This is a genomic window from Dissulfuribacter thermophilus, assembly GCF_001687335.1.
GTDB lineage: Bacteria > Desulfobacterota > Dissulfuribacteria > Dissulfuribacterales > Dissulfuribacteraceae > Dissulfuribacter > Dissulfuribacter thermophilus.
In genome coordinates this window covers 161356-183159 of sequence record NZ_MAGO01000002.1, presented here as the reverse complement: position 1 = coordinate 183159, position 21804 = coordinate 161356, and the positions used below count along the sequence as shown (strand labels likewise).

At 41.7% G+C, this 21804-nt stretch carries 18 protein-coding genes; 10 read left to right on the top strand and 8 right to left on the bottom strand.

Annotated elements, in window-relative coordinates; translation table 11 throughout:
• Positions 1–304 precede the first annotated feature (304 nt).
• A complete protein-coding gene (locus DBT_RS02770; RefSeq protein ID WP_067616212.1) occupies positions 305–769 on the bottom strand; it encodes a universal stress protein in 465 nt (154 codons plus the stop codon).
• 474 nt (positions 770–1243) lie between these two features.
• Here DBT_RS02770 and DBT_RS02765 point away from each other — a divergent pair, with 474 nt between their 5' ends.
• The 3 genes from DBT_RS02765 to DBT_RS02755 all read left to right on the top strand — a co-directional run bounded on the left by DBT_RS02765 (position 1244) and on the right by DBT_RS02755 (position 6613).
• Positions 1244–2164: a PfkB family carbohydrate kinase gene (locus DBT_RS02765; protein ID WP_083186576.1), complete on the top strand. Its 921-nt coding sequence runs from the start codon at positions 1244–1246 to the stop codon at positions 2162–2164.
• A gap of 336 nt (positions 2165–2500) precedes the next feature.
• A complete protein-coding gene (locus tag DBT_RS02760; RefSeq protein ID WP_083186575.1) occupies positions 2501–3193 on the top strand; it encodes a DUF5714 domain-containing protein in 693 nt (230 codons plus the stop codon).
• Positions 3194–3544: 351 nt separating this feature from the next.
• Entirely contained in the window at positions 3545–6613 is a 3069-nt protein-coding gene (locus DBT_RS02755) for a DUF5714 domain-containing protein (protein ID WP_067616208.1), read from the top strand.
• Between the two features lie 98 nt (positions 6614–6711).
• Here the strand turns inward: DBT_RS02755 and acs are convergent, their stop codons facing one another.
• Entirely contained in the window at positions 6712–8673 is a 1962-nt protein-coding gene (gene acs / locus DBT_RS02750; protein ID WP_067616311.1) for an acetate--CoA ligase, read from the bottom strand.
• Positions 8674–8816: 143 nt separating this feature from the next.
• Between acs and DBT_RS02745 the strand changes: the two genes are divergently transcribed.
• From DBT_RS02745 to DBT_RS02730, 4 genes are all read left to right on the top strand, one after another.
• On the top strand, positions 8817–10745 hold the full coding sequence (locus DBT_RS02745) for a DUF294 nucleotidyltransferase-like domain-containing protein (protein WP_067616206.1): 1929 nt from the start codon (positions 8817–8819) through the stop codon (positions 10743–10745).
• A 4-nt stretch (positions 10746–10749) separates the two neighbouring features.
• Positions 10750–11463: a 3'-5' exonuclease gene (locus DBT_RS02740; RefSeq protein ID WP_067616204.1), complete on the top strand. Its 714-nt coding sequence runs from the start codon at positions 10750–10752 to the stop codon at positions 11461–11463.
• Between the two features lie 66 nt (positions 11464–11529).
• On the top strand, positions 11530–11781 hold the full coding sequence (locus DBT_RS02735) for a DUF4212 domain-containing protein (RefSeq protein WP_067616202.1): 252 nt from the start codon (positions 11530–11532) through the stop codon (positions 11779–11781).
• A gap of 32 nt (positions 11782–11813) precedes the next feature.
• Positions 11814–13589, top strand: coding sequence for a sodium:solute symporter family protein (locus tag DBT_RS02730; RefSeq protein ID WP_067616200.1), 1776 nt, complete (start codon positions 11814–11816; stop codon positions 13587–13589).
• A 77-nt stretch (positions 13590–13666) separates the two neighbouring features.
• Here DBT_RS02730 and DBT_RS02725 read toward each other — a convergent pair whose 3' ends face one another.
• From DBT_RS02725 to DBT_RS02710, 4 genes are all read right to left on the bottom strand, one after another.
• A complete protein-coding gene (locus DBT_RS02725) occupies positions 13667–13915 on the bottom strand; it encodes a flagellar basal body rod C-terminal domain-containing protein (RefSeq protein WP_067616198.1) in 249 nt (82 codons plus the stop codon).
• Positions 13916–14128: 213 nt separating this feature from the next.
• Positions 14129–14359: a ferredoxin gene (locus DBT_RS02720; protein ID WP_067616196.1), complete on the bottom strand. Its 231-nt coding sequence runs from the start codon at positions 14357–14359 to the stop codon at positions 14129–14131.
• A complete protein-coding gene (gene pstS / locus DBT_RS02715; RefSeq protein WP_067616195.1) occupies positions 14331–15380 on the bottom strand; it encodes a phosphate ABC transporter substrate-binding protein PstS in 1050 nt (349 codons plus the stop codon). Before pstS ends, DBT_RS02720 begins: the two co-directional genes overlap by 29 nt.
• Positions 15381–15705: 325 nt before the next feature.
• The gene (locus DBT_RS02710; RefSeq protein WP_067616193.1) at positions 15706–17010 is read right to left on the bottom strand and encodes a multiheme c-type cytochrome; all 1305 of its coding nucleotides are present in this window, start codon (positions 17008–17010) and stop codon (positions 15706–15708) included.
• A 369-nt stretch (positions 17011–17379) separates the two neighbouring features.
• Here DBT_RS02710 and DBT_RS02705 point away from each other — a divergent pair, with 369 nt between their 5' ends.
• Positions 17380–17712, top strand: coding sequence for a hypothetical protein (locus tag DBT_RS02705; RefSeq protein WP_067616192.1), 333 nt, complete (start codon positions 17380–17382; stop codon positions 17710–17712).
• Between the two features lie 75 nt (positions 17713–17787).
• Here the strand turns inward: DBT_RS02705 and DBT_RS02700 are convergent, their stop codons facing one another.
• Both DBT_RS02700 and DBT_RS02695 read right to left on the bottom strand, forming a co-directional pair.
• The gene (locus DBT_RS02700; protein ID WP_067616190.1) at positions 17788–18750 is read right to left on the bottom strand and encodes a PilZ domain-containing protein; all 963 of its coding nucleotides are present in this window, start codon (positions 18748–18750) and stop codon (positions 17788–17790) included.
• Between the two features lie 25 nt (positions 18751–18775).
• Positions 18776–19411 carry a YkgJ family cysteine cluster protein gene (locus DBT_RS02695; protein WP_067616188.1) on the bottom strand — a complete coding sequence of 212 codons (636 nt, stop codon included), beginning with the start codon at positions 19409–19411 and terminating at the stop codon, positions 18776–18778.
• 479 nt (positions 19412–19890) lie between these two features.
• Between DBT_RS02695 and DBT_RS02690 the strand changes: the two genes are divergently transcribed.
• Both DBT_RS02690 and trpB read left to right on the top strand, forming a co-directional pair.
• Positions 19891–20511 (top strand): phosphoribosylanthranilate isomerase, encoded by a 621-nt coding sequence (locus DBT_RS02690; protein ID WP_161939891.1) that lies wholly within the window; start codon positions 19891–19893, stop codon positions 20509–20511.
• 24 nt (positions 20512–20535) lie between these two features.
• Positions 20536–21714, top strand: a complete 1179-nt coding sequence (gene trpB, locus DBT_RS02685; protein WP_067616184.1) for a tryptophan synthase subunit beta — start codon at positions 20536–20538, stop codon at positions 21712–21714.
• Positions 21715–21804 lie beyond the last annotated feature (90 nt).

Below are 21804 nucleotides of genomic sequence, written 5' to 3'. Positions count from 1 at the left end.
TGTATAGGCGCTTACATCTTAAGAGACATATTTTTGAATAACCAAGAGAGCCACGGAAAAACTGTTCTTATAAAGGAACGAATCGAAGCAATATGTCTCCAAAAGGGAACATTAAAGTGCCCTAATATCAGTTTAAAATGTTTAATATTTGAGTTGTATAAATATAGCTTACTTCTTCCAATTTGCCGTATAATATCATGCAAAAAACTAAAAGGGGCCCTAAAGATTGAATAGGCCCCTTCAGAGTTTGTCCTGTTACTGCAATGCAGTAACAGGCAAGATTATAATTTAAGAATCTTCCTTATTAATCCATCTTGTACGGATTTACTGTAAGTACAGGACAATCGGCTCTCTTTACCACTCCATTTGCCACACTACCAAACATAATTTTTTCAAGGCCCTTTTTACTATGTGTACCCATTATTATCATATCTATCTGATTTTTATCAGCATAATCAATTATCTCATTTATGATATCACCAATGGTAATAAATTTTTGAACATTGCTTTGATCACTAAAATTGTCTGCAATGAACTTGTCCAGTGCCTTTTCAGTGCCTACACGAAGTTCCTTCTCATAGGAAGAAAGCGTTTCAGAATAGTCTTCTGAAACTACATCTAGAAAACCGAAGTCCTCCAAACTCCTCATTACATGAATTATATGTATTTCCGCACCTAGTTTGTCTGCCATAAGCTTTACATAAGGCACGACTTTTTCAGAACTTGTTGCAAGATCTGTTGGAAATAAAATTTTCTTGATCTCAACCATTAAGACTTCCTCCTTTTTTTTGTAGATTAAACTCCCTCTTCCGGATTCCTGTTAAAAGTTTTTCTTCAACAGGGCCCGGAATGGTCCTTTGCCTGCCATTTTTTTTGCTAAGGAACTGACCTTATAGAATCCATTCCTATCCGGATTCCATTAATTAGAGACATTTCCTAAATTTTATTTGCAAAAAGAATGCCGTTTTTTTTGTGAAAAAAAGAGATAATAAAGCCATGGAAAATTATGGCTTTCTATTCAGTAAATTTTTTCAAAAACACTTTTGGTCTGAAGAAAAAAGATAAGTAGGAATTGAGCTATATTAGTTGGCACACTTGGTCAATGATCAATGATGGCACTCGATAGTAAATTCGTTATTTTGGTATCTAAAGTATATAATGAAAATGAATTTCGAAAAAAGCTAGATATTACACATTAAAACAGGCTCTTTTGAGCTGACCAGGAAAAAAGAACAGGAAACTAATGATGTTTGATGTTTGCGTTGTTGGACACATAACGAAGGACATAGTAAAGAGCGCTGACGGTGAATTTCAAATGCCTGGAGGAACTGCCTATTATACAGCTATCGCTTTGAAGAATCTGGGTATGAGTGTCGCCGTGATCACTAAAATAAATGATCAGGATACCTTTCTTTTAAGAGAATTAGAGGAAGAGGACATCCACGTCTTCTTAGGAGAGAGTGACTGGACAACGACATTCAAGAATTTGTACTCAGATGACACCAATACAAGGGTACAATGGGTGAAAGAGGTGGCTAAGCCGTTTACTGTCTCGGATGTATCAGGGTGTGAAGCGAGAATTTTCCACCTTGGCCCATTGACTAAATATGATATTCCCCTTGAGGTAATACAGTTTCTAGCAGACAGATCAACAGTTTCCCTCGATGTGCAAGGACTTGTGAGGGACTTTGTAAAGAGGGGGCGAGGCTGGACACAAGTGAGGCATGTAGTGTGGGAAGAGAAAAAAGAAGTGCTTGCTTTAGTGAACATAGTAAAGGCCAATGAAGAAGAGGCGAGAATCCTATCTACTAAATGGAATCTAACAGAAATTGCCGTTGAATTGTCAAACTTCGGTGTAGAAGAAGTCGTTATAACCTGTGGTAGTAATCCATCATTGATTTACTCCAAAGGTAAGTCATACTGGATTTCGAGTTATTCAGCTCAGGATCTAGGTACCATTGATCCGACAGGATGCGGTGACACTTACATGGCTGGTTATCTCTTTTATAGGGAGCAAACCACCAAACTTGATGAAGTAGGTAAATTTGCGGCGATGACGGCCACCATGAAGCTAGAAAAAGGTGGTCCGTTTAGAGGTAGTGAAGAAGATGTCCTGGATTTTGCCAATGCCCTTGGACAGCCTTTTTTGCCCAAGATGACCTAACCGTTAGATATTAAGGGAGTGGTTCTAGAAAGAACTCAATCGAGTCAGATTGCATAATCTGGGTCTACTGGTGGAGGGGAATATAACTGTAGGCACAGAGTTGTGTGGGATGAGGTGTGGAGTTATTATGGGGGAGATGAGTTGGAGTTGTACAGGATTAAACATGGCAGGAGACGCTATCATCGGCACCTGTATATTACATAACTTCAATAGCGAAATTTAGAAAAAAATCTCAAAGAGGTACTTATGATAGGTAAGATACAACCCATTACAACTGGCTGCTGACAGCCAAACCACAGTTCGCCAGATCTGGCGAAAACCGAAATAAACGATTGTTTGATATGTGGTGCACCCCTTGAATATCATTTAAAAGAGAAGAGATTTATATGCTATTATTGTGGGAAAAAATTTTTAGGATATATAATTTGTTCAAAAGGTCATGCTATCTGTGAAGATTGCCACAATAGACCAGCCATTGAAAAAACAAAGGAAATATGTTTGGCCACAACTTCCGACAACCCTTTTCACATATTTGAATCAATACTGGAATCTCCAAATATATCAATGCTAGGCTGCCATCATGCCTTTATGGTAGCAGGATCACTTTTGGCAGCCATTAAGAATGCAGGAAAAACAACCATAGCAGAAGATACTTTTGATGAAGTATTTTCGAGAATTAGTAAACAGGCTTTTAGTGGCTATTGTGGTTTAACTGGAGTATGCGGAATTGTCCCTGCAATTGGTGGATGTTTTTCCATATTATTAGGGGCAAAATGCGGTACTGACAGAGAACAAAAGACAACCATGAATGTGACAGCAAAAATTGCTCAGGCAGTCGCTGAGCTTACTGGCCCAAGCTGTTGTAAAGCTTATTCATGGAAATCGTTGGAAATAGCCTTAAAATTCTTGAAAGAAGAACTAAATATTTCGCTGACTAGACCTGAACAAAGAATAGTTTGTAATTACGATACGTTTCATCCCCATGGATGTAGGAAGGAAAAATGTCCTTATTATAAAAAACTTATTTAATAATAAGGTCTAGATTCATGCCAAATCTTTTTGCTCTAAGCATCCCCCTATTTCTTGTCTGAGAAAAAATGCTCTCTTTTTTCTATAGGTTAGCCTTATAAAGCCTGTCATTTTGTACTGAGGAAGAGGCCTTTTAGAAGAGAGTTTTTTTGTTCTAAATAGAGAAATAGAACATTTATACATTGTGGCTCTGGTGGCATGGTATAGTGTTAGATTTTAATCAATTATTTTTTGGTCCATGGAGCCGTAAACAAAATTTTTAGTTTTTTAAAAAGGAGCCTGTGGCAAATATGACCATTCAAGACCTTTTTTTTAAAGAGGGTAGGGGACAGGACCTACGTACTTCCTGAGGTGCCTTTTTGGTTTGTAGTTAATGAAAGGGCAGATACCATTTTAAAAGATATTCAAAAGTTATGTGAAAAAGAGATTGTAAGGAGCCTTATCAATTTTAGCATTGGACCAGAACGGGCCTTTTTTGAGGCGCGGCACTTTTTGGGGTCGATTACCATTCCACCTGTCTCTCCATACGAAGGTAGAAAAGGAAAGGGGCTAGAGGGCCTACGTGAGCTATGGTTCCACCTTTTGGACAGGTGCAATCTTTCCTGCAGACATTGCCTTTTTTCTGAATTTAGGGCGAGAAATAGGACATTAAAAGAGGATACAGTAAAAAAGGCCATAAAAAAGGCCATTGATCACGGACTTAATGTAGTCTGTTTTACAGGGGGTGAACCCTTCCTTTATCCCCATTTCGATAGCATCTTAAGGTACTGCATGGATATCCCCAATTTAAAGATAGCAGTACTTACAAATGGGCTTCTCTGCCAGGATCTTTTAAAAGATTTTTCTTTTTTGAAAAAAGACAGGATCCATTTTCAGGTCAGTTTAGAAGGGCCTAAAGATATTCACGATTCTATTCGAGGGAAAGGGAGCTTTGACAGGGCAAAGGCAGGAATAGAGTCGTTGATTGAAAGAGGCTTTTCTGTTACCTGCGCAATGAGCGTAAATAAAATTACTATCCATCATATAAAAGAGACTCTTCATATACTAAAGGATTTGGGGATTACTGGGTGTCATCTCCTTTGGCATTTTGATCAGGGGGCAGGAACTGGGCTCTCAGTCTCTGAAGATGAATTGCTCATAGAAAACTTCGCCTCTTTTCTCAAGGAGGCTGATTGCCTTGGTATAGAGGTGGACAATCTCGATGCAATACGCTCTCAAGTCTTTTCTCCTCCTGGCACTCGTTATGATCTTGGAAGTGCGGGATGGGAGTCCCTGTGTGTTGGACCGGATGGAAAGGTCTGGCCAACCCCTGCAACAGTTGACAGACCTGGTTTTCTGTGTGGAGAACTTTTAAAAGGCGGCGAAGACCTTTTGGACATATGGAAAACTTCCCCTAAACTGGAGGAGATCAGGTCCTTAAGCCTCATTGATTCCCAAGAGATGAGAGAGGATCCATGGCATTTCCTCACAGGAGGAGGAGATATTGATCATTGTCTTGAGCCCCTCAAAAATCATGAAGGCTTTTCACTGAATCCTGATCCCAACTCCCCATTTTATGAAGCAATGATTCAATATGCTATCAAATTTGAGTGTAATGGACTCCCAAAGCGTGAGAATAACATGGGAGTTGTCTTAAAGATGGGTGATGTTTCGTTTGAATGTCATGAAATTAAAGATGTTAATTTTCTTCATTCAAACTGTCTACTTTCTATGGGGCAAGGGGATCAGAGGGGGCTTGTTCAGGAATTTTATTCAAGACGAGTGAAAGAACCCGACAAAAAGATCCAGAATCCTACTCTTTCAGGGATAGAAGGGATAAATTTTGTGCCCAAGGCGAATATTGAAAGGTCTTACGGATGCGGAAGTCCTGTGGAGGATGCCCTGCTTCAGGCAGGTGAATACGTTTGCGACCTTGGATGCGGTACTGGTGTAGAGTGTCTAATTGCCGCAAAAAAGGTTGGTCCGTCAGGCAGGGTGATAGGGTTAGATATGACTGACGAAATGTTAAAGGTCGCTAATGAGGGGAAACACTCAATAGTAAAAGGCCTTGGTTACGACAACATCAGTTTTATAAAGGCCCATTTGGAGGATATCCCCATAGAGTCAGGGACCTTGGACTGCATTATATCCAACTGTGTCTTAAACCTTACAAAGAACAAGCGGAGAGTTTTAAAGGAGGCCTTTAGATGTCTCAAGCCCGGAGGAAGAATAGTTATCTCAGACGTGGTGACAGAGTGTGAACCAATGCCTTGGATACGGGGAAATAAGGTCCTTGTTGGCGAGTGTCTGGGAGGAGCCCTTGTTCAGTCCTATCTCTTTTCCATGTTGAGGGATTTAGGCTTTGAGCATTCAAAGATAATAAAACGATTTCCCTATAGGGAGGTCTCAGGTCACAGGTTTTACAGCCTTACTTTCGAAGCCAAAAAGCCCTTAGAGGATCGGCCTAAAGAAAAGAAGATAAATGCCCTGTTGAAAGGGCCTATCGAGGGCCTTTTTTTAAAGGATGGTACCTTACTAACAAAAGGAACTACAAAGGGTATTTCCCATGATATTTCCGAAGACCTTCCTGATGATCTGGTTTTAAAGATTGACCCTCACAGTGGCGAGGCCCTAAATCAGCTAGATGACGGGTCATGTTCATGTTGCTCTAGTCCAAATCTGGCTCAGGTAATGCCAAAGGAACGAATCAGGCCAAAACAACCTAGCGGATGCCTTTTGTGTGGCGCTCCCATTGTCTATTTGGATACCCCTGTCAAACTAGAGTGCGATATCTGTGGGACTGTTTTCAAGACCCAGACAAGGTGTATTAAGGGACACTTTTGCTGTGACTCGTGTCATGTAGAAGAACCACTTGAAGTGATTAGAGAGCTCGCCATAAATACGACAGAAACAGACATGATAAGTCTTATGAAGCGCATTAGGACTAATCCAAGGTTTCCAATGCATGGTCCAGAACATCACGCCATGGTTCCGGGAATTATTCTCGCAACCTATAAAAATCTCGGAGGCGATATTGGCGATGAAAAGATTTTGGCTGCCATTGAAAAGGGCTCTAAAGTTCCAGGCGGAGCATGTGGGTTTATGGGCTCTTGTGGGGCCGCTATAGGGGTTGGAGTGGCATTTTCAGTCCTATTGGACTCATCTCCGTTGAGTCCACGAGCTAGGTCCATTGTCCAGAAGATTGTGGGAGAAGTACTCCTAAAGATAGGGGAAAGGGTCGCCTCAAGGTGTTGTCAAAGGGAATCCTATATTGCCCTTAAAGAGGCAAAGAGATTCTCTGAAAAATATCTTGATATAAACCTCGTGGCGGATCATGATCTCATATGTACTCAATATGACAGGAACAGGGAGTGTATTAAGAGGGCCTGCTGCCTATATCCCAGTAAAAAATATGGCCTTAAAGGTGTATCGTTTCTTTAATGGTTGCTAGATGCGTGATAATTAAAGAGGCAGAAATAAGAGGCTGGGAGAAAAAATCATTTTTTCCTCCCAGCCCTCCTCGAGGATTTAAGTTCTAATTATTTGTTTCCAGTCAGTTCTTTGTTCCCTTTGATAAGGTCTTCTATTACTGATGGATCGGCGAGGGTTGAGGTATCGCCAAAGTCCTCAGTCTCCCCTGCAACGATCTTTCTTAAGATCCTCCTCATAATTTTACCACTCCTTGTTTTGGGCAGCCCCACTGCGAACTGGATGTACTCAGGTGATGCTATAGGACCGATGATCTTTCTAACGTGATTTCTGAGCTCAGCTCTCAGGTCATCGCTCTCTTCTAGGCCTGCCTTAAGGGTGACATATGCATAAATGGTCTGGCCTTTTACTGGATGAGGCATTCCAACTACTGCTGCCTCTGCCACAGACGGATGTGATACAAGGGCAGACTCTATTTCTGCTGTTCCAAGTCTGTGGCCGGAGACGTTTATGACGTCATCAAGACGACCCATGATCCAGAAATATCCATCTTCATCCCTTCTTGCACCGTCACCGGATTCATACATCCCTGGGAATCTGTCAAAGTACTGTTTCTTGAAACGCTCTGGGTCACCAAAGACGCCTCTGAGCATTCCAGGCCATGGCCTTTTAACTACGAGGTAGCCACCTTCATTCTTTTTCGCTGGGGTTCCGTCGCTTCTAACGATGGCTGCATCAACACCAGGTAGTGGCAGGGTAGCTGATCCGGGTTTTAGTGGTGTGGCATATGGGAGAGGAGCAATGAGGATACCTCCTGTCTCTGTCTGCCACCACGTGTCTACAATGGGGAGTTTACCCTTTCCAATATTTTCGTGATACCACATCCAGGCCTCTGGGTTGATTGGTTCACCTACTGATCCAAGGATTCTAAGAGTAGAGAGGTCGTGTTTCTGGGTCCACTCGACTCCTTCCCTCATAAGTGCCCTAATGACAGTTGGGGCTGTGTAGAAGATATTGACTTTGAATTTTTCAACTATTTTCCAGAAGCGATCTGGCGCAGGCCATGTTGGAACACCCTCGAACATAAGGGAGGTTCCACCTAGGGCAAGTGGACCGTATACGATGTAGGTATGACCTGTGATCCAACCAATATCTGCAGTACACCAGTAGACATCGTCATCTTTAAGATCGAAAACCCACTGTGTTGTATGGGCGGCATAGGTCAGATAGCCTCCAGTTGTGTGAATGACGCCTTTGGGCTTGCCAGTGCTTCCACTGGTGTACAAGATAAAGAGCATATCTTCGGCGTCCATGATCTCTGGTTCGCAGGTATCCTTGATGCTTTCATCTGCCATCAACTCATGCCACCAAAGGTCACGACCTTCTTCCATGTTGATTTCATTACCGGCCCTTTTTACCACGACACATTTTTCTACGGTGGGGCAGTTCTTGAGGGCCTGGTCAGCATTTGGTTTGAGGGGAATTGTCCTACCGGACCTCAACACTGCATCGGCAGTGATAAGGACCTTTGCCTTACAATCCTGAATACGGCTTTCAAGACTTGAAGCGCTAAAGCCAGCAAAGACTATGCTATGCGGAGCCCCAATCCTTGCACATGCAAGCATTGCAATGGGAAGCTCTGGTATCATTGGGAGATAAATACTTACCCTATCCCCTTTTTTGACACCCAGCTTTTTAAGGACGTTGGCAAAACGACAGACTTCTGTGTGAAGCATCTGATAGGTGTAGACTTTAACGTCCTCTTCTGGCTCTCCCTGCCATATGAGTGCTGCCTTGTTCCTCCTCCCGTTCTCTAGGTGTCTATCTAGGCAGTTATAGGAAACATTTAACTTCCCTCCAATAAACCACTCAATTTTAGGATCATTAAAGTCCCAGCGAAGTACCTTTCTCCATTTTTTGTTCCATGTGATGAGTTCTTCAGCTCGTCTAGCCCAGAATCCCTCTGGATCTTCCATGGATTCTTTATAATAGGCCTTGTATTCTTTCATACTTTTCACATGGGCCTTCATCTGGTCCTTTCTAGAGGGCCTAAACAAGCGTTCTTCTTGCATCAAACTTTCTATTTGGGTTTCATTCGCACACACGACGGGACCTCCTTATCAAGTTATTATTATCACGTAAATTTGGTTGTAGAAACAGCTACTATGAAGTATGTTTTTTGTCAACTAATCTAGATAAAATAAGGGATTTTTGTATGGTTTATAACAAGAAAAATCCTCATTCCGTCCCTCCACAGGTCATCATTGATTTTTTAAAAAAGATTCATCCCTTTAATGAGTTACCTGAAGAGGCCCTTAAGGAACTGTCGAAAGACATAGTGATTGACTTTTTCCCAAGAGGTACCCTCATTTTTAAACAGGATGAAACCGAAGTCTCTCACTTATATTTGATCCAAAAGGGTGGGGTCAAACTCTATTTGAAAGACGATGAAGGGGATATTACTTTAAAAGACTACCGAGGGGAGGGGTCCTACATTGGTGCTCTTCCCATCATACAGAATTCAAAAGCCAATTTAAATGTAGAGACAGTCGAGGATACCTTTTGTTTTCTAATAGAGAAAGACAAGTTTCTTGAGCTTCTGGAAAAGTACCCAAAGGTTGTAAAGTTCTTTTTAAGGAGTTTCTCTCAAAAGCTTATTAGAACGGCCTATTCAGAGCTTAGAAAACACAAAATTACTCCTAAATCAGAAAGCACACTCTATCTCTTTAGTGTACAGTTAAAAGATCTCATTCAAAGGAAACCAGAGACAATAGGCCAGGGGGAATCCATCCAAACTGCTGCTCAGAAAATGGCAGAGAAACACATTGGCTCCCTGCTGGTACGGGGACAGGATGATGCTATCACAGGGATTGTCACAGATAAGGATTTGAGGACCAAAGTGGTTGCCAAAGGACTTGGTTTTAGTGAGCCAGTGCGAAAGATCATGTCTAGTCCTGTGAAAAAGGTCTCTGCAATGACCGTTGCATTTGACGCACTTTTAACCATGATGCAGGAACAGGTGCATCATCTGGCTATAGAACAGGAAGGGGAGATCATAGGGGTAGTAACTGCTCACGATATAATGGTGCTTCAGGGAAGCTCACCTCTATACATCTTCCGGGAGATCGTATCCAAACAGAGGATCGAGGACCTTTATCCAATATCTCAAAAGGTCCCCTTTATAATCAGAAATCTCCTAGATGAAGGTGCTAGGTCAAATAATATTACTAGGGTCATTACTATTTTAAACGACCTGATATTGGAAAAACTGCTCACCCTTCTACAGGATGAGATGGGAATGCCTCCAGTCAACTATTGCTGGCTGCTTATGGGCAGTGAAGGGAGAAAGGAGCAGACATTTAGGACAGACCAGGACAATGCCCTGATATATGAAGATCCGGCAGACGAGGAACTTTCAAAGGCGGCGCAAGAATATTTCCGTAATTTTGGAAAAGAAGCCATTGAGCATCTAGTAAAATGTGGTTTTCCAAGGTGTCCAGGTGACATCATGGCCTCGAATCCACGGTGGTGCCAGCCCTATAGGACGTGGGAAGGCTATTTTGACGAATGGATAAAAAGACCTGAGCCAGATGAAGTAAGAAACGCCACTATATTTTTTGACTTTAGGCCGGGTTTTGGAGACCTACACCTAGGCCGTTCTCTCAGAGACCACCTAAGTAAAATGGCCCAAAAATACTCTATTTTTCAATATCAACTTGCAGGGGACTGTCTGGCAATAAGGCCTCCTCTTACTTTTTTTAGGAATTTCATTGTTGAAAAAGATGGTGAACACAAGAATCGACTGGACCTAAAAACACGTGGGATTGTACCATTCGTGGATTTTGCTCGTTTGATGAGTCTTAGACATGGCATCAAAGAGACCAATACCCTTATGAGGTTACAAGTACTTTATGAAAAAGATTTCATTTCTAGAGATATATTTTTAGAGTCAAAAGATGCATATGAATTTTTGATGCAGCTCAGGCTTGTTCATCAAATGAGGCTTCTTGAAGATGGTAAAGAGCCTGACAATTTTATAGATCCAGGAGATCTTACAGAACTAGAAAAAAAGACGCTAAAGGAGGCCTTCTCCGTTATTGGGAGGATTCAGTCCTTCATAAAGGAACTTTATCCAGTATCGTGAGTAAATGTTTGGTCTATTTCGTCTCTTTCACAGGACAAAAGATGTTCATCCTATTCTTGTAGAAAACCAGCGTTTTTTTTTGGAGTTTGATCAATCAAGGCCAATTAAAGATTACGAATTTACAGTTTTTGATACAGAACTCACTGGTCTTAATTTAAGAAAGGACGAAATAGTCAGCATCGGTGCTGTCAAAGTGCGAAATCTTAGAATTGTCCCAGGAGAAAACTTTCATTGTTACATTCGCCCCCAAAATCTTCCATCAAAGGCAGCCACCTTGATTCACAGGATAACACCAGATGTTCTAAACGAGGCCCATAGCATTGAAGAGGTTTTACCTGAATTTGTTTCCTTCTGTCATGGAAGTTTTTTGGTTGGCCATTATGTTGGCCTTGATGTAAGATTTTTAAATAAGGCCTTAAAACAATATCTTGGGGGTACTATTCACAATCCGTGTATAGATACTATGAAGCTTGCTCAGTTATATAAAGAAGAGCAGTGGGGAAATTATTATGACAAATTTAATTACAGAATTTCTTTCAATTTAGAAGACCTATCTGAGGAATATGGACTCCCGGATTTTGAACCTCATGATGCCCTGGAAGACGCCTACCAAACAGCCTATCTATTCCTTTTTTTGGTTAAGAAATTGAGATCAGGTGGATTTGAAACCATGAAAGATCTCTATATGGCAGGTAGGAGTTGGAGGTGGATTTTTTAGTGACATATTGACATTCAAATTTGATTCCACTATCCTCGTACAAAATTTTTGAAAGGAGGGATAGAGATGAAAGATAGACTTGAAGAATACTGGAGGAAAAATATCTCCGTAGTTTCTGTCCTGTTGTGTATCTGGGCAGTGGTTTCCTACTTTTGCGGTATCTTCTTTGTGAAGCCATTAAATAACATTCACCTCGGTGGCTTTCCGTTGGGATTCTGGTTTGCACAGCAGGGATCAATACTGGTATTCGTCGTCTTAATCTTTGTGTACTATAAGATCATGAATAAGTTGGACCGTGATTATGATGTTCATGAGTAAAAAAGTGACTTAAGGAGAGAAGGAGGGGAATGATGTCAATATTAGCGTGGACTTACATAATGGTGGGTTTGACCTTTGGCCTATACATATTTATTGCATGGGCATCGAGGGTTAAAGATACAAAGGGATTTTACGTAGCTGGAGGCGGTGTTCCAGCCCTTGCCAATGGAATGGCTACTGCTGCTGACTGGATGAGTGCTGCATCTTTTATCTCAATGGCAGGTCTCATCTCATTTTTGGGATACACTGGTTCAATTTACTTAATGGGATGGACTGGTGGTTATGTGCTCTTAGCCCTATTGCTCGCACCTTATCTTAGGAAATTTGGGAAATTTACAGTTCCAGACTTTGTTGGAGACCGTTATTATTCAAATGCAGCTCGCGTAGTGGCCTTAATATGTGCTATTTTCGTATCTCTCACATATGTTGCAGGCCAGATGCGCGGTGTTGGAATCGTCTTCAGCCGTTTCCTTGAAGTTGACGTTAATACAGGCGTCCTCATAGGTATGGTCATCGTGTTCTTCTACGCCGGACTTGGAGGAATGAAGGGCATTACCTGGACCCAGGTGGCTCAGTACTCAGTCCTGATTATTGCCTACCTTATTCCTGCCATTGCAATTGCCATGAAGATTACAGGCACACCAATACCACAGATCGGACTTGGAAGTCACGTAGAAGTAGGGCAACATGCAGGCAAATATCTGTTAGAAGTCCTGGATCAACTGAACCGGGATCTTGGTTTTGCTGAATATACGTCGGCATTTGGCCCGGGACAAAAGTCTATGCTCGACGTATTTTGTATTACTCTGGCACTTATGGTCGGTACCGCTGGTCTTCCTCACGTTATCATCAGGTTCTATACAGTTCCCAGTGTCAAGGCTGCAAGGCTCAGCGCTGGTTATGCACTCCTCTTTATAGCAATTCTTTATACAACTGCTCCTGCAGTGGCAGCCTTTGCTCGTTACAACATGATAGACACCCTAAATAATAAGCCCTATCAGGAAGCTCCTTCTTGGTTCAAAAACTGGGAAAAGACAGGTCTTATAGCATGGGTGGATAAAAACGGAGACGGTATTATTCAGTATAGAGCAGGAAAACCATTTAAGGGTAAACCAGTATTTGCAGAGGGTACTGGTCCTCTTGGACAGCGCCTCGTAAAAAATGAGCTCACATCAAATCCAAACGAGCTCTACATAGATAGAGACATAATGGTGCTTGCAAATCCGGAGATTGCAAATCTCCCCGCTTGGGTTATTGCTTTCGTGGCAGCTGGAGGTCTTGCTGCAGCACTTTCAACTGCATCAGGATTGCTCCTAGTCATCGCCTCATCCATATCTCATGACCTCTACTACCGTATGATCAATAGAAAGGCCTCTGAAAAGCAGAGACTATTAGTGGGCCGTATCATGATCGCAGTTGCGGTGTGTATTGCAGGGTACTTTGGAATCAATCCTCCTGGATTCGTGGCGCAGGTCGTGGCATTTGCATTCGGTCTTGCGGCTTCATCCTTCTTCCCAATCATAATCCTCGGTATTTTCTCGAAGAGGACCAACAGGGAGGGAGCTATCTGCGGTATGATTTCCGGAATAGTGTTCACGGCTGTCTATATTATCCAGGTTAAGTTCCTTGGAATGAAGCCGTGGTTCCTAGGCATCAGTGCAGAAGGTATCGGTGTTGTAGGTATGCTCATTAACTTCATAGTAACTATATTGGTCTCAATGGTAACAAAGGCTCCTCCAAAAGAAATTCAGGATCTTGTGGATTCCATTAGGACTCCAAGGGGTGCCGGAGCCGCTATAGATCATTAACAGTTGAATATAATTTAAAGACATCAAAGGCCGGTAGGTTTATCCTGCCGGCCTTTTTGGGTTGTGGAGAAAATTAGTTATACTTTTATGTCAATTACAGTGCCTATTCTTTCATTTTCTGTCTCAATGACCTTCAAGTTTGCCTCAAATGCCCTTGTCAGTGAAATTTGTTCTACTATTTCTTTTGATGGTTCAAATGTCGATTCGTTCTTTGTATGGTCTTTTGGACTGAAGGTCTCCTGAAGCCTTTTCTGACTGTCGTAAATTTTATTTGTAAGGTTTGTCAATGAGTTAAGAGATTGAGTTATAGTGGAAATACCCGCCATCCTTTTTTCCTCCAAGATATTGTGTTTATCGACTGTGTGGTAAAGCAACTTAAATTTTTTTTAGCCTTGTGTAATAAATTTTAAATTTGTAGAGGGTGATCCAAATTAAAGTAGAAGAGATTTCGTTTTCGATGGAAGGGGGTGTGCTGAGGAGAGTTTATTGGATGGTTTAACAGAGGATAAATAGCTTAGTAACTTTAAACAGTAGCTGAGTTATTCAATTTCCTTGATCTGAATACAGGCCATGGGACATATGGCCATGGCCTGTTCCAGATCATCATGTTCTCCTTCTACAATTGAGTCGATAACCTTTGGAAGCTCATTGTCCTCATCCATCACAAAGTGTTCTGGTGCCACTTCAACACATGCACCACACCCCTTACAATGGAAGAGGTCTAGTTCAATCTCTTTTTTCTTATTGTATCGTCCAGATGGGTTGCCCATTTACAAGGATCTCTCTTGCCCACATTTTTTCTACTATTTGTACTACATTTTCGGGAATTGGAACGTATAGGAGATCTTTTGCCATCTGTTGCCCGTGTTTAAAACACCAATCAAAGAATTTCAGCATAGTAAGGGCCTTTTCTTTATCCTTTTGAACCTTGTGGATTAAAATAAATGAGGCCCCGGTTATTGGCCAAGAGTTTTTGCCTGGCTGGTTTACTAGGATTACACCCATGCCTGGGGTATTGAGCCAGTCTGCATTTTGAGCAGCAGCCTGGAAGGTCTCAATGCTTGGAACTACGAAGTTACCATCCTTATTTTTTAAAAGCACCGGGGTTAGGTGGTTCTGCTTGGCATAAGCAAACTCGATATAGCCAATGGCCCCCTTTAGGCGCTTAACGTATGCCGCTACTCCTTCATTTCCCTTTCCTCCGATGCCAGTGGGCCATCTCAGGGCCTTTCCAAATCCAACCTTTTTCTGCCACTGTGGACTCACTGAGGCCAAGTACTTACTGAATATCCAAGTAGTACCTGATCCATCGGATCTATGGACAACGTAGATTTTTAAATGTGGAAGGTTTAGCCCATGATTGAGGCCTTTTATCTTTGGATGATCCCAGTACCTGATTTCACCGAGAAAGATTTGTGCCAATGTTTCACCATCCAGTTTTATATTGTTTCCCTTGAGGCCTTTAATATTTACTACTGGAACTACTCCTCCAATTATCATTGGAAACTGTATAAGCCCTGACGAAACAAGTTCCTTGGCCTCAAGTGGGGCGTCAGATGCACCAAAATCTACTGCATGTGCCTTTATTTGACGTATACCTCCACCTGATCCTATGGATTGATAATTGAGCCTGATTCCTGTTTCTCTGGCATAGGTATGTGCCCATTTTGAGTAAAGTGGATACGGAAATGTTGCTCCTGCTCCAGTGATAATGTTGGAAGAAAGGGCATTAGATGATAGGAGCATACCCAGACAAAATAGGAGTAGTGTGAGTCGAACACTAGATTTCATTTGGATTTTCCTCCTTTGTTATCAAATCCATCTTATAAACTTTAATATAACATATTAGATAAAATATAAATATCACCTAATTGAGATTTCGGACTTAAAAAAGGCGGCCCTTAAAAGCTGAGTCTAGCAAACAGTTGAGACAGTGGGTTTTCTCCTCGTTCCCAGGTCAGAATCACGACAAAGGCAAAACCTAAAAAAGTTTTCAGTTTTGAGTGTTGAGTGTTGAGTTGGTTGCAGAACACCTTTTAAAGTTCTTTTCCTTCAACTCAACACTCAAAATTCAACACTCAAAACTCAAAAAATTAAGGTCATGAGCAGTCTCTTTTTATTTTTTTGCAGCTGCCCTCATCTGGTCTGCGAGTTCCTTTATTTCTCCTAGGTCTTTGGTCATCATTGCCCATCCATACCAATATGCATAATCTGGATTTACGTGGTAGAAGGCTTGATAGGTACGCATTCTGTGCTTCATGTACATTTGAAATAGCACTTGTTCGATGTAGGATATGCCTTTGTCCATTGTTTTGTAGCTATTGGGATTAGGGGCGCTAAAATCGGTCCTCATGAAATAGAGGAAATCAGGGTAGGCAAATGGTTGGTCAGGCCTCTTTTTCAAGATCCCATCTTTATAGAGCCCGGCTACTATATCAATGGCCTCGGCAAGCATTCTGTCTGTTTTCTTCATGATATTGTCTCCCATATCAAGTTGGGTCTTGGCATATGTTCTTGAATGACATTTTGCACATATATCAAGCATCCTGTTGCGTTCCTTCTGCCATTCTTCCTCTGTCAGTCGTACCATCTTCACCGCCTTTACAGCCTCTAGGCGGGCAGTGGGTTTTCCGGTTTCAGGATTTAGTACCCCAAGGGCCTTTAAAATAGTGACTCGATCAGCTGCCCACTGAGGATCTTTGGGTAAAGGAAGTCTCACACCCAAAAAGCCCCATGCAGTACGGTTTTCATGATCGCCATTGGGCATGTGGCAGTCCTGACATTTGGGGGCCTGTGCATCTTTGGGGAGGTTTCCTGCTTGTTTTGCAAACCATCTTGAACCATGCTTTGAACTGCTCCACATCTCCCATTGTGGGTGGTCATATCCCATGTGGCATTGCTGACATGCCCTTGGATCCAACGCCTCTTTCTTTGAGAAGCTGTGTCTCGTATGGCATTCGTCACAGGAATTATTTTGGTACCGATAGCCCTTTTTGCGCTGTTCCTGTTTTTGGGCCTCAGTTTTTATACCCATATTGTGGCAGCCCCCGCATCCACGGCCACCTTCCATCAATTCATCCGGCTCAACATGGGTAATGGGAAGGGCATTCAGTGAGGTCCAGCCGAACTGATGTTTTCCCCTTCTGAACTGGTTAAATTGTTCTTCGTGGCATTCAGCGCACTTGTGTTCGTCTGGAAGAATTACTTTGTTGACGTCAGCCTTACTTTTATGTTCATCTCCGTGGCAAACAGAGCAAGTGATGTCATTTTCGGCATGTTTACTAACACTCCAGTCTTTGACCTGGCCTGGACTAATTTTTTTGTGGCATGTGATACAGTTTTCTTCTGCATAAACATTGCCTAAAAAGACAACAGCTGAAAACAGTAACACATGGTACAAAATTTGTTTAAAAAGCTTCATGGAAAACCTCCCTCATATAATATTATTAATTTACCATATAAAAAAAAGTTATCTTTGTCTAGAAAAAAGCAAGTAATTGTCAATGATTGAGATATACTATTTATATATCCAATCTTATTTGTCTAATTGTTTAATTTCATAAAAGAAAATCAGCCAAATACCCGACCTATATCTAGGACATGATTGCCATAATATGCAGTTATTTTTTCTTTTTCCTTTGATTATATCAAATATTTAGTTGTATTTATTTTTAAAAGAACATATTATTTTTATGAAAAGTGTTTATGTCTTTTGGGGGTGATTTGTATAAATATGCCTGAACGTCCCATCTTTGTTCATTCCTTCTAAGTATCTTTTAGGAGTATTCGAATGAAAGAAATTAAAATAAGAAAGATCCATAGGATATTAGGTGTGGCTCTGTCCATTTTTTTAGGATTACAGGCAATTACTGGCCTATACCTTAGTGTTCGGAATTGGAATAATATAAGTAAGAAAGAAAAAGTCAGTATTCCAGTAGAACATGTTCATGCCGAGCACGATGCCCTCAGTCCTGTTTTTGAATCATTGATAGGAGTAGTACATAGGGGAGGTGGCTGGTACGGCCTAGCTTATCGAATGGTAGTTGGGTTGGGCATTATTGGACTGTCCTTTTCAGGTCTTGTTATTTTCTTTCAATCCAGGTCAAGACTGAAAAATCATTAGTATATATTGCAAATTTTGTATTTACCCTCCCTTATAAATTTAGAAAGTTGAGTGTTTCAATTTATAGTGGAAGGTTCACTGCATCATTCTTTCAAAGAGGTTCTGGGTTCGTTCTGGTAGGGCCTTAAAAAACATGACATGTAGTCTTTTGCCCTCGTCTATTTGGGTTATTCCTCTAACAATGCCGAGAAGAGAGAAGTCAAACCATAATACATCATCCAGAGGAAATTTGGCCGTCACTAACATGGCAGTGCCTGAGTCCATGCCTTCTTGTCCATCTGGACACAAGAGACTGAGTCCCCCCTTTGAAATGTCATACATGGTACCGAAAAAACTGGGTTCAGAATCCTTTAGAGATTGGAATTCAGGGTGAATCTTTCTTGTAGCCAAGTCAATACAGAAATCCTTTGCCCTATATGTGAAACTGGATTTATCGTTCGAATCATCTTGGTCCTTGGGATCTTTAATCTGTGATATAGAATTATTTGTATCAATAGTAGTATCTTTTGACATTGCTAGGGCCCTATGCCTTGCATTTTCTTGGATTAAACGGTCTTGATCTTCCATTCCGTAATTAATGTCGCGCAGTATCAATAAAGTCTCATAGGTGATGCCGTGGATTATGGATTCAGGTAAAAAGTGTACGCCTACTGAAATGTTTTTATCAAATACATTAAAGCGCTTGTCAGTACGTGGGTCAAGGATAGTAAGTTCAACACTATTGATGTAGCGGTTGGTAACTATGCCTTGAAGAATGTATCTTCTATTTTGACTTACTGGTAATACTACAACTACAGTATTGCCCTTTTTAATATATATTGGTATTTCCTCAGAGGTTTCTACTGAAATATTACCATTACCGAGATCGTGAATTCGTCCCTTTTTTGTCTCATTTTCAAAGATTATCAAGACCGGGATCTTGCCAGACAAGAGAAGGTCTCTATACTTTTTGTCGATTGCATTGAGGTTAAATATTTGGATATTAGAACGACTTAAGATTTCTTTTACTTTACCTCTTAATTTTATTGGAACAAGCATGTTTAAAATGACCCCTAATTCTTGCCTATTTTAGCTTGACTGATAAACTCAGACGAATACCGAGATTTTTCCAATCAATCTCAAGGAGGTTTTTAACCTGTTGGTTGATGATGCCTGAACGTACTGTATCTTTTGCTATTTTTTTGTCTTTTATTCCATGGAATGGAAGCATCTTCATTAATGCCTTTTCCTTGTAGGATTCAATTGGGGTCAAGACGTCTCGTCTGCGAGTAAAAAATGGGTCCTCACCCTCGGCACAGGGTTTGTTAAATACATTGAAGTGTCTACACGCCAACGGGCGCATTGGGTGTATTGAGCATGCCCCATCGATCAAGAAAGGACAGGGGCCTTTGGATGTGTGTGATAAGAGTTTTGCAGAGAGCTTTTTTCTAATCTCTCCATGAATTTTTTGATCTGCAAACCAATAGATTCCTACGACTTCAAGGGGATAGACCGGAATCGTTGAATGAGTATGGCAGCAGGACGAACAGCCCTTTTTACACGCGAGTTTCTCCCCCCTTTTTAATCTCCTCTTGATTCCTTCATAGACCCCTTTATCCCCCCAATAATAGGCCTCAAGGAGTAAGGGGAGCCAAGGGTTTCTCCTTTCGTCACCTGGAAATTGAAGTCTTTTTGGAGTATTTGTCTTTGGAGTTGTCATAGGACCTAAATATTCATAAATATTTTCAGCTAATACCTAAATCCTGCACGGCAAAAGGGGGCAAAAATGAATTTTGAACGATTATATTAGGGGGTTAGCCAATATTTAGCCTTTCCTCAAATTCACTTTTTGGGCGAATCCATATTTTGTGTTTTTTGCCCCCTTTTGTCGCCCTTCGGGATTGGCGATTTTACCCAATCTTCTTTGTTGCTCGGGGCTCGAAGTACCTAAGTACGTCTTCGCCCCTCGCGCCTTGAATCTTGGGCAAACTCGCCAATTGCAGGATTTAGGTAATATTTTTCAGCATGTAAGCATGTATTCCTGCCAAGAAATAAGGAATACCATAAATTTTATTAAATAAAAGGGGGGGCTAAAAAGGTGCTTTTTTTCACTTAGTTGAAAATGATATTTGCTTCATATTTCATAAACTGGCTTCAGTCTATTGAAGAATAGAGAAAACAAGATTACCTTCACAGATCGTGATCAAAATTTGTGGAATAACAAACCTAGAAGACTTAAAGCTTATTGCATCCCTTAGGCCTGATGCTGTGGGATTTGTTTTTGCGAGGAGTCCCAGGCAGGTTGGTATAGAAGCAGTCAAGAAAATGGTTGATGAACTTCCTCCTGGGATAAGCACCTTTGGTGTCTTCGTAAATCCAGAAAAAGATCTAGTTGACTTTGCAATTAGAGAGGCGGGGATCGACATTGTCCAACTTCATGGTGATGAATCGCCAGAATTTTGTAAGCTGTTTCCACAAAGGGTGGTCAAGGCCCTTAGGGTGAAGGCCGATGATGACCTAGATCGTTTTAAGGTCTATGAACCCTATGTTCGTGGTTTTCTTGTGGATGCATGGTGTGCTCAAAGCTATGGAGGAACCGGGAAAAGGGTTGATCTTGAGCTCGCAAAAAGGCTGTGTGGTATGTTTAAAAGACCAGTGATCCTTGCTGGAGGGCTTGATCCCTCCAATCTGGACGAAGTACTCACCTGTGTACAGCCTTTTGGGGTTGATGTAAGTTCAGGTGTAGAGGAAAGACCTGGAAAAAAGGATCTTAAACGTGTAAAAGACTTTATTATAATCGCACGTAGATTTGGACTTTGATTAAATTTGTGGGGGATATTTGACATGGCTAGACCGGACAAAAGGGGGCATTTTGGAATCTTTGGAGGGAGATATGTACCAGAGACCCTTATGCCGTGCCTCCTTGAGCTTGAAGAGGCCTATAATGAGGCCAAAAAAGATAAGAATTTTAGGCAAGAGTTTAAGGCCATTCTCAAGGATTATGTTGGTAGACCTACGCCCCTTTACGAGGCAAAGCGCCTTGGTGAGCACTTAGGGGGTATAAGGGTATTTTTAAAACGTGAGGACCTAACCCATACTGGAGCCCATAAGATCAATAACACCATAGGTCAGGTGCTCCTTGCAAAGCGGATGGGGAAAACCCGGATCATTGCAGAGACTGGGGCAGGTCAGCATGGAGTAGCCACTGCCACGGCATCGGCATTGATGGGGCTCGAGTGCACTGTATATATGGGGAAAAAGGATACAGTGCGCCAGGCTATGAATGTTTTTAGGATGGAACTAACAGGTGCCCGTGTCGTCCCTGTGGAATCTGGGACCCAGACTCTAAAGGATGCCATAAATGAGGCCATTAGGGACTGGGTTACCAATGTTAAAAATACCTACTACGTCATTGGATCTGTAGTTGGACCTCACCCTTATCCAAAGATCGTGCGGGATTTTCAAAGCGTGATTGGTGAAGAGACCAAAAGGCAGATCAAACAGGCCATAGGACGGTTACCTGACTTTTGTATTGCCTGTGTAGGTGGCGGTAGCAATGCCATGGGTATGTTTTACCCGTTCTTGAGGCATGAGGAAGTGAGGCTTATTGGCGTAGAGGCAGCAGGCAAGGGATTGACCAGCGATTATCATTCTGCAACCCTGAGTGCAGGAACACCTGGTGTCCTTCACGGTGCCATGAGCTATCTCCTGCAGGATAAGTGGGGGCAGATAAAGGGAGCCCACTCTGTTGCACCAGGACTCGATTATCCAGGAGTCGGGCCAGAACATTGCGCCTTAAAAGATGAAAAAAGGGTAGATTATGTGGCAGTAGACGATAATGAGGCCTTGGAGGCCTTCAAGCTCCTCTCAGAGATAGAGGGGATCATACCAGCCCTTGAAAGTGCACACGCAGTAGCTCAACTAATAAAAATGGCTAGTAGTCTAAAAAAGGGACAGGTTGTGGTGGTGAACCTCTCTGGTAGGGGAGATAAAGATGTCCAGACAGTGTCTGAGCTCGTTTAACATAATCGCTGAACTCTTGTTAATTACGGTTTGGAGAGCTGTATCATTTGAGTAAACTAAAACCAGTGAGTTGATTATAAGTGAGGAATG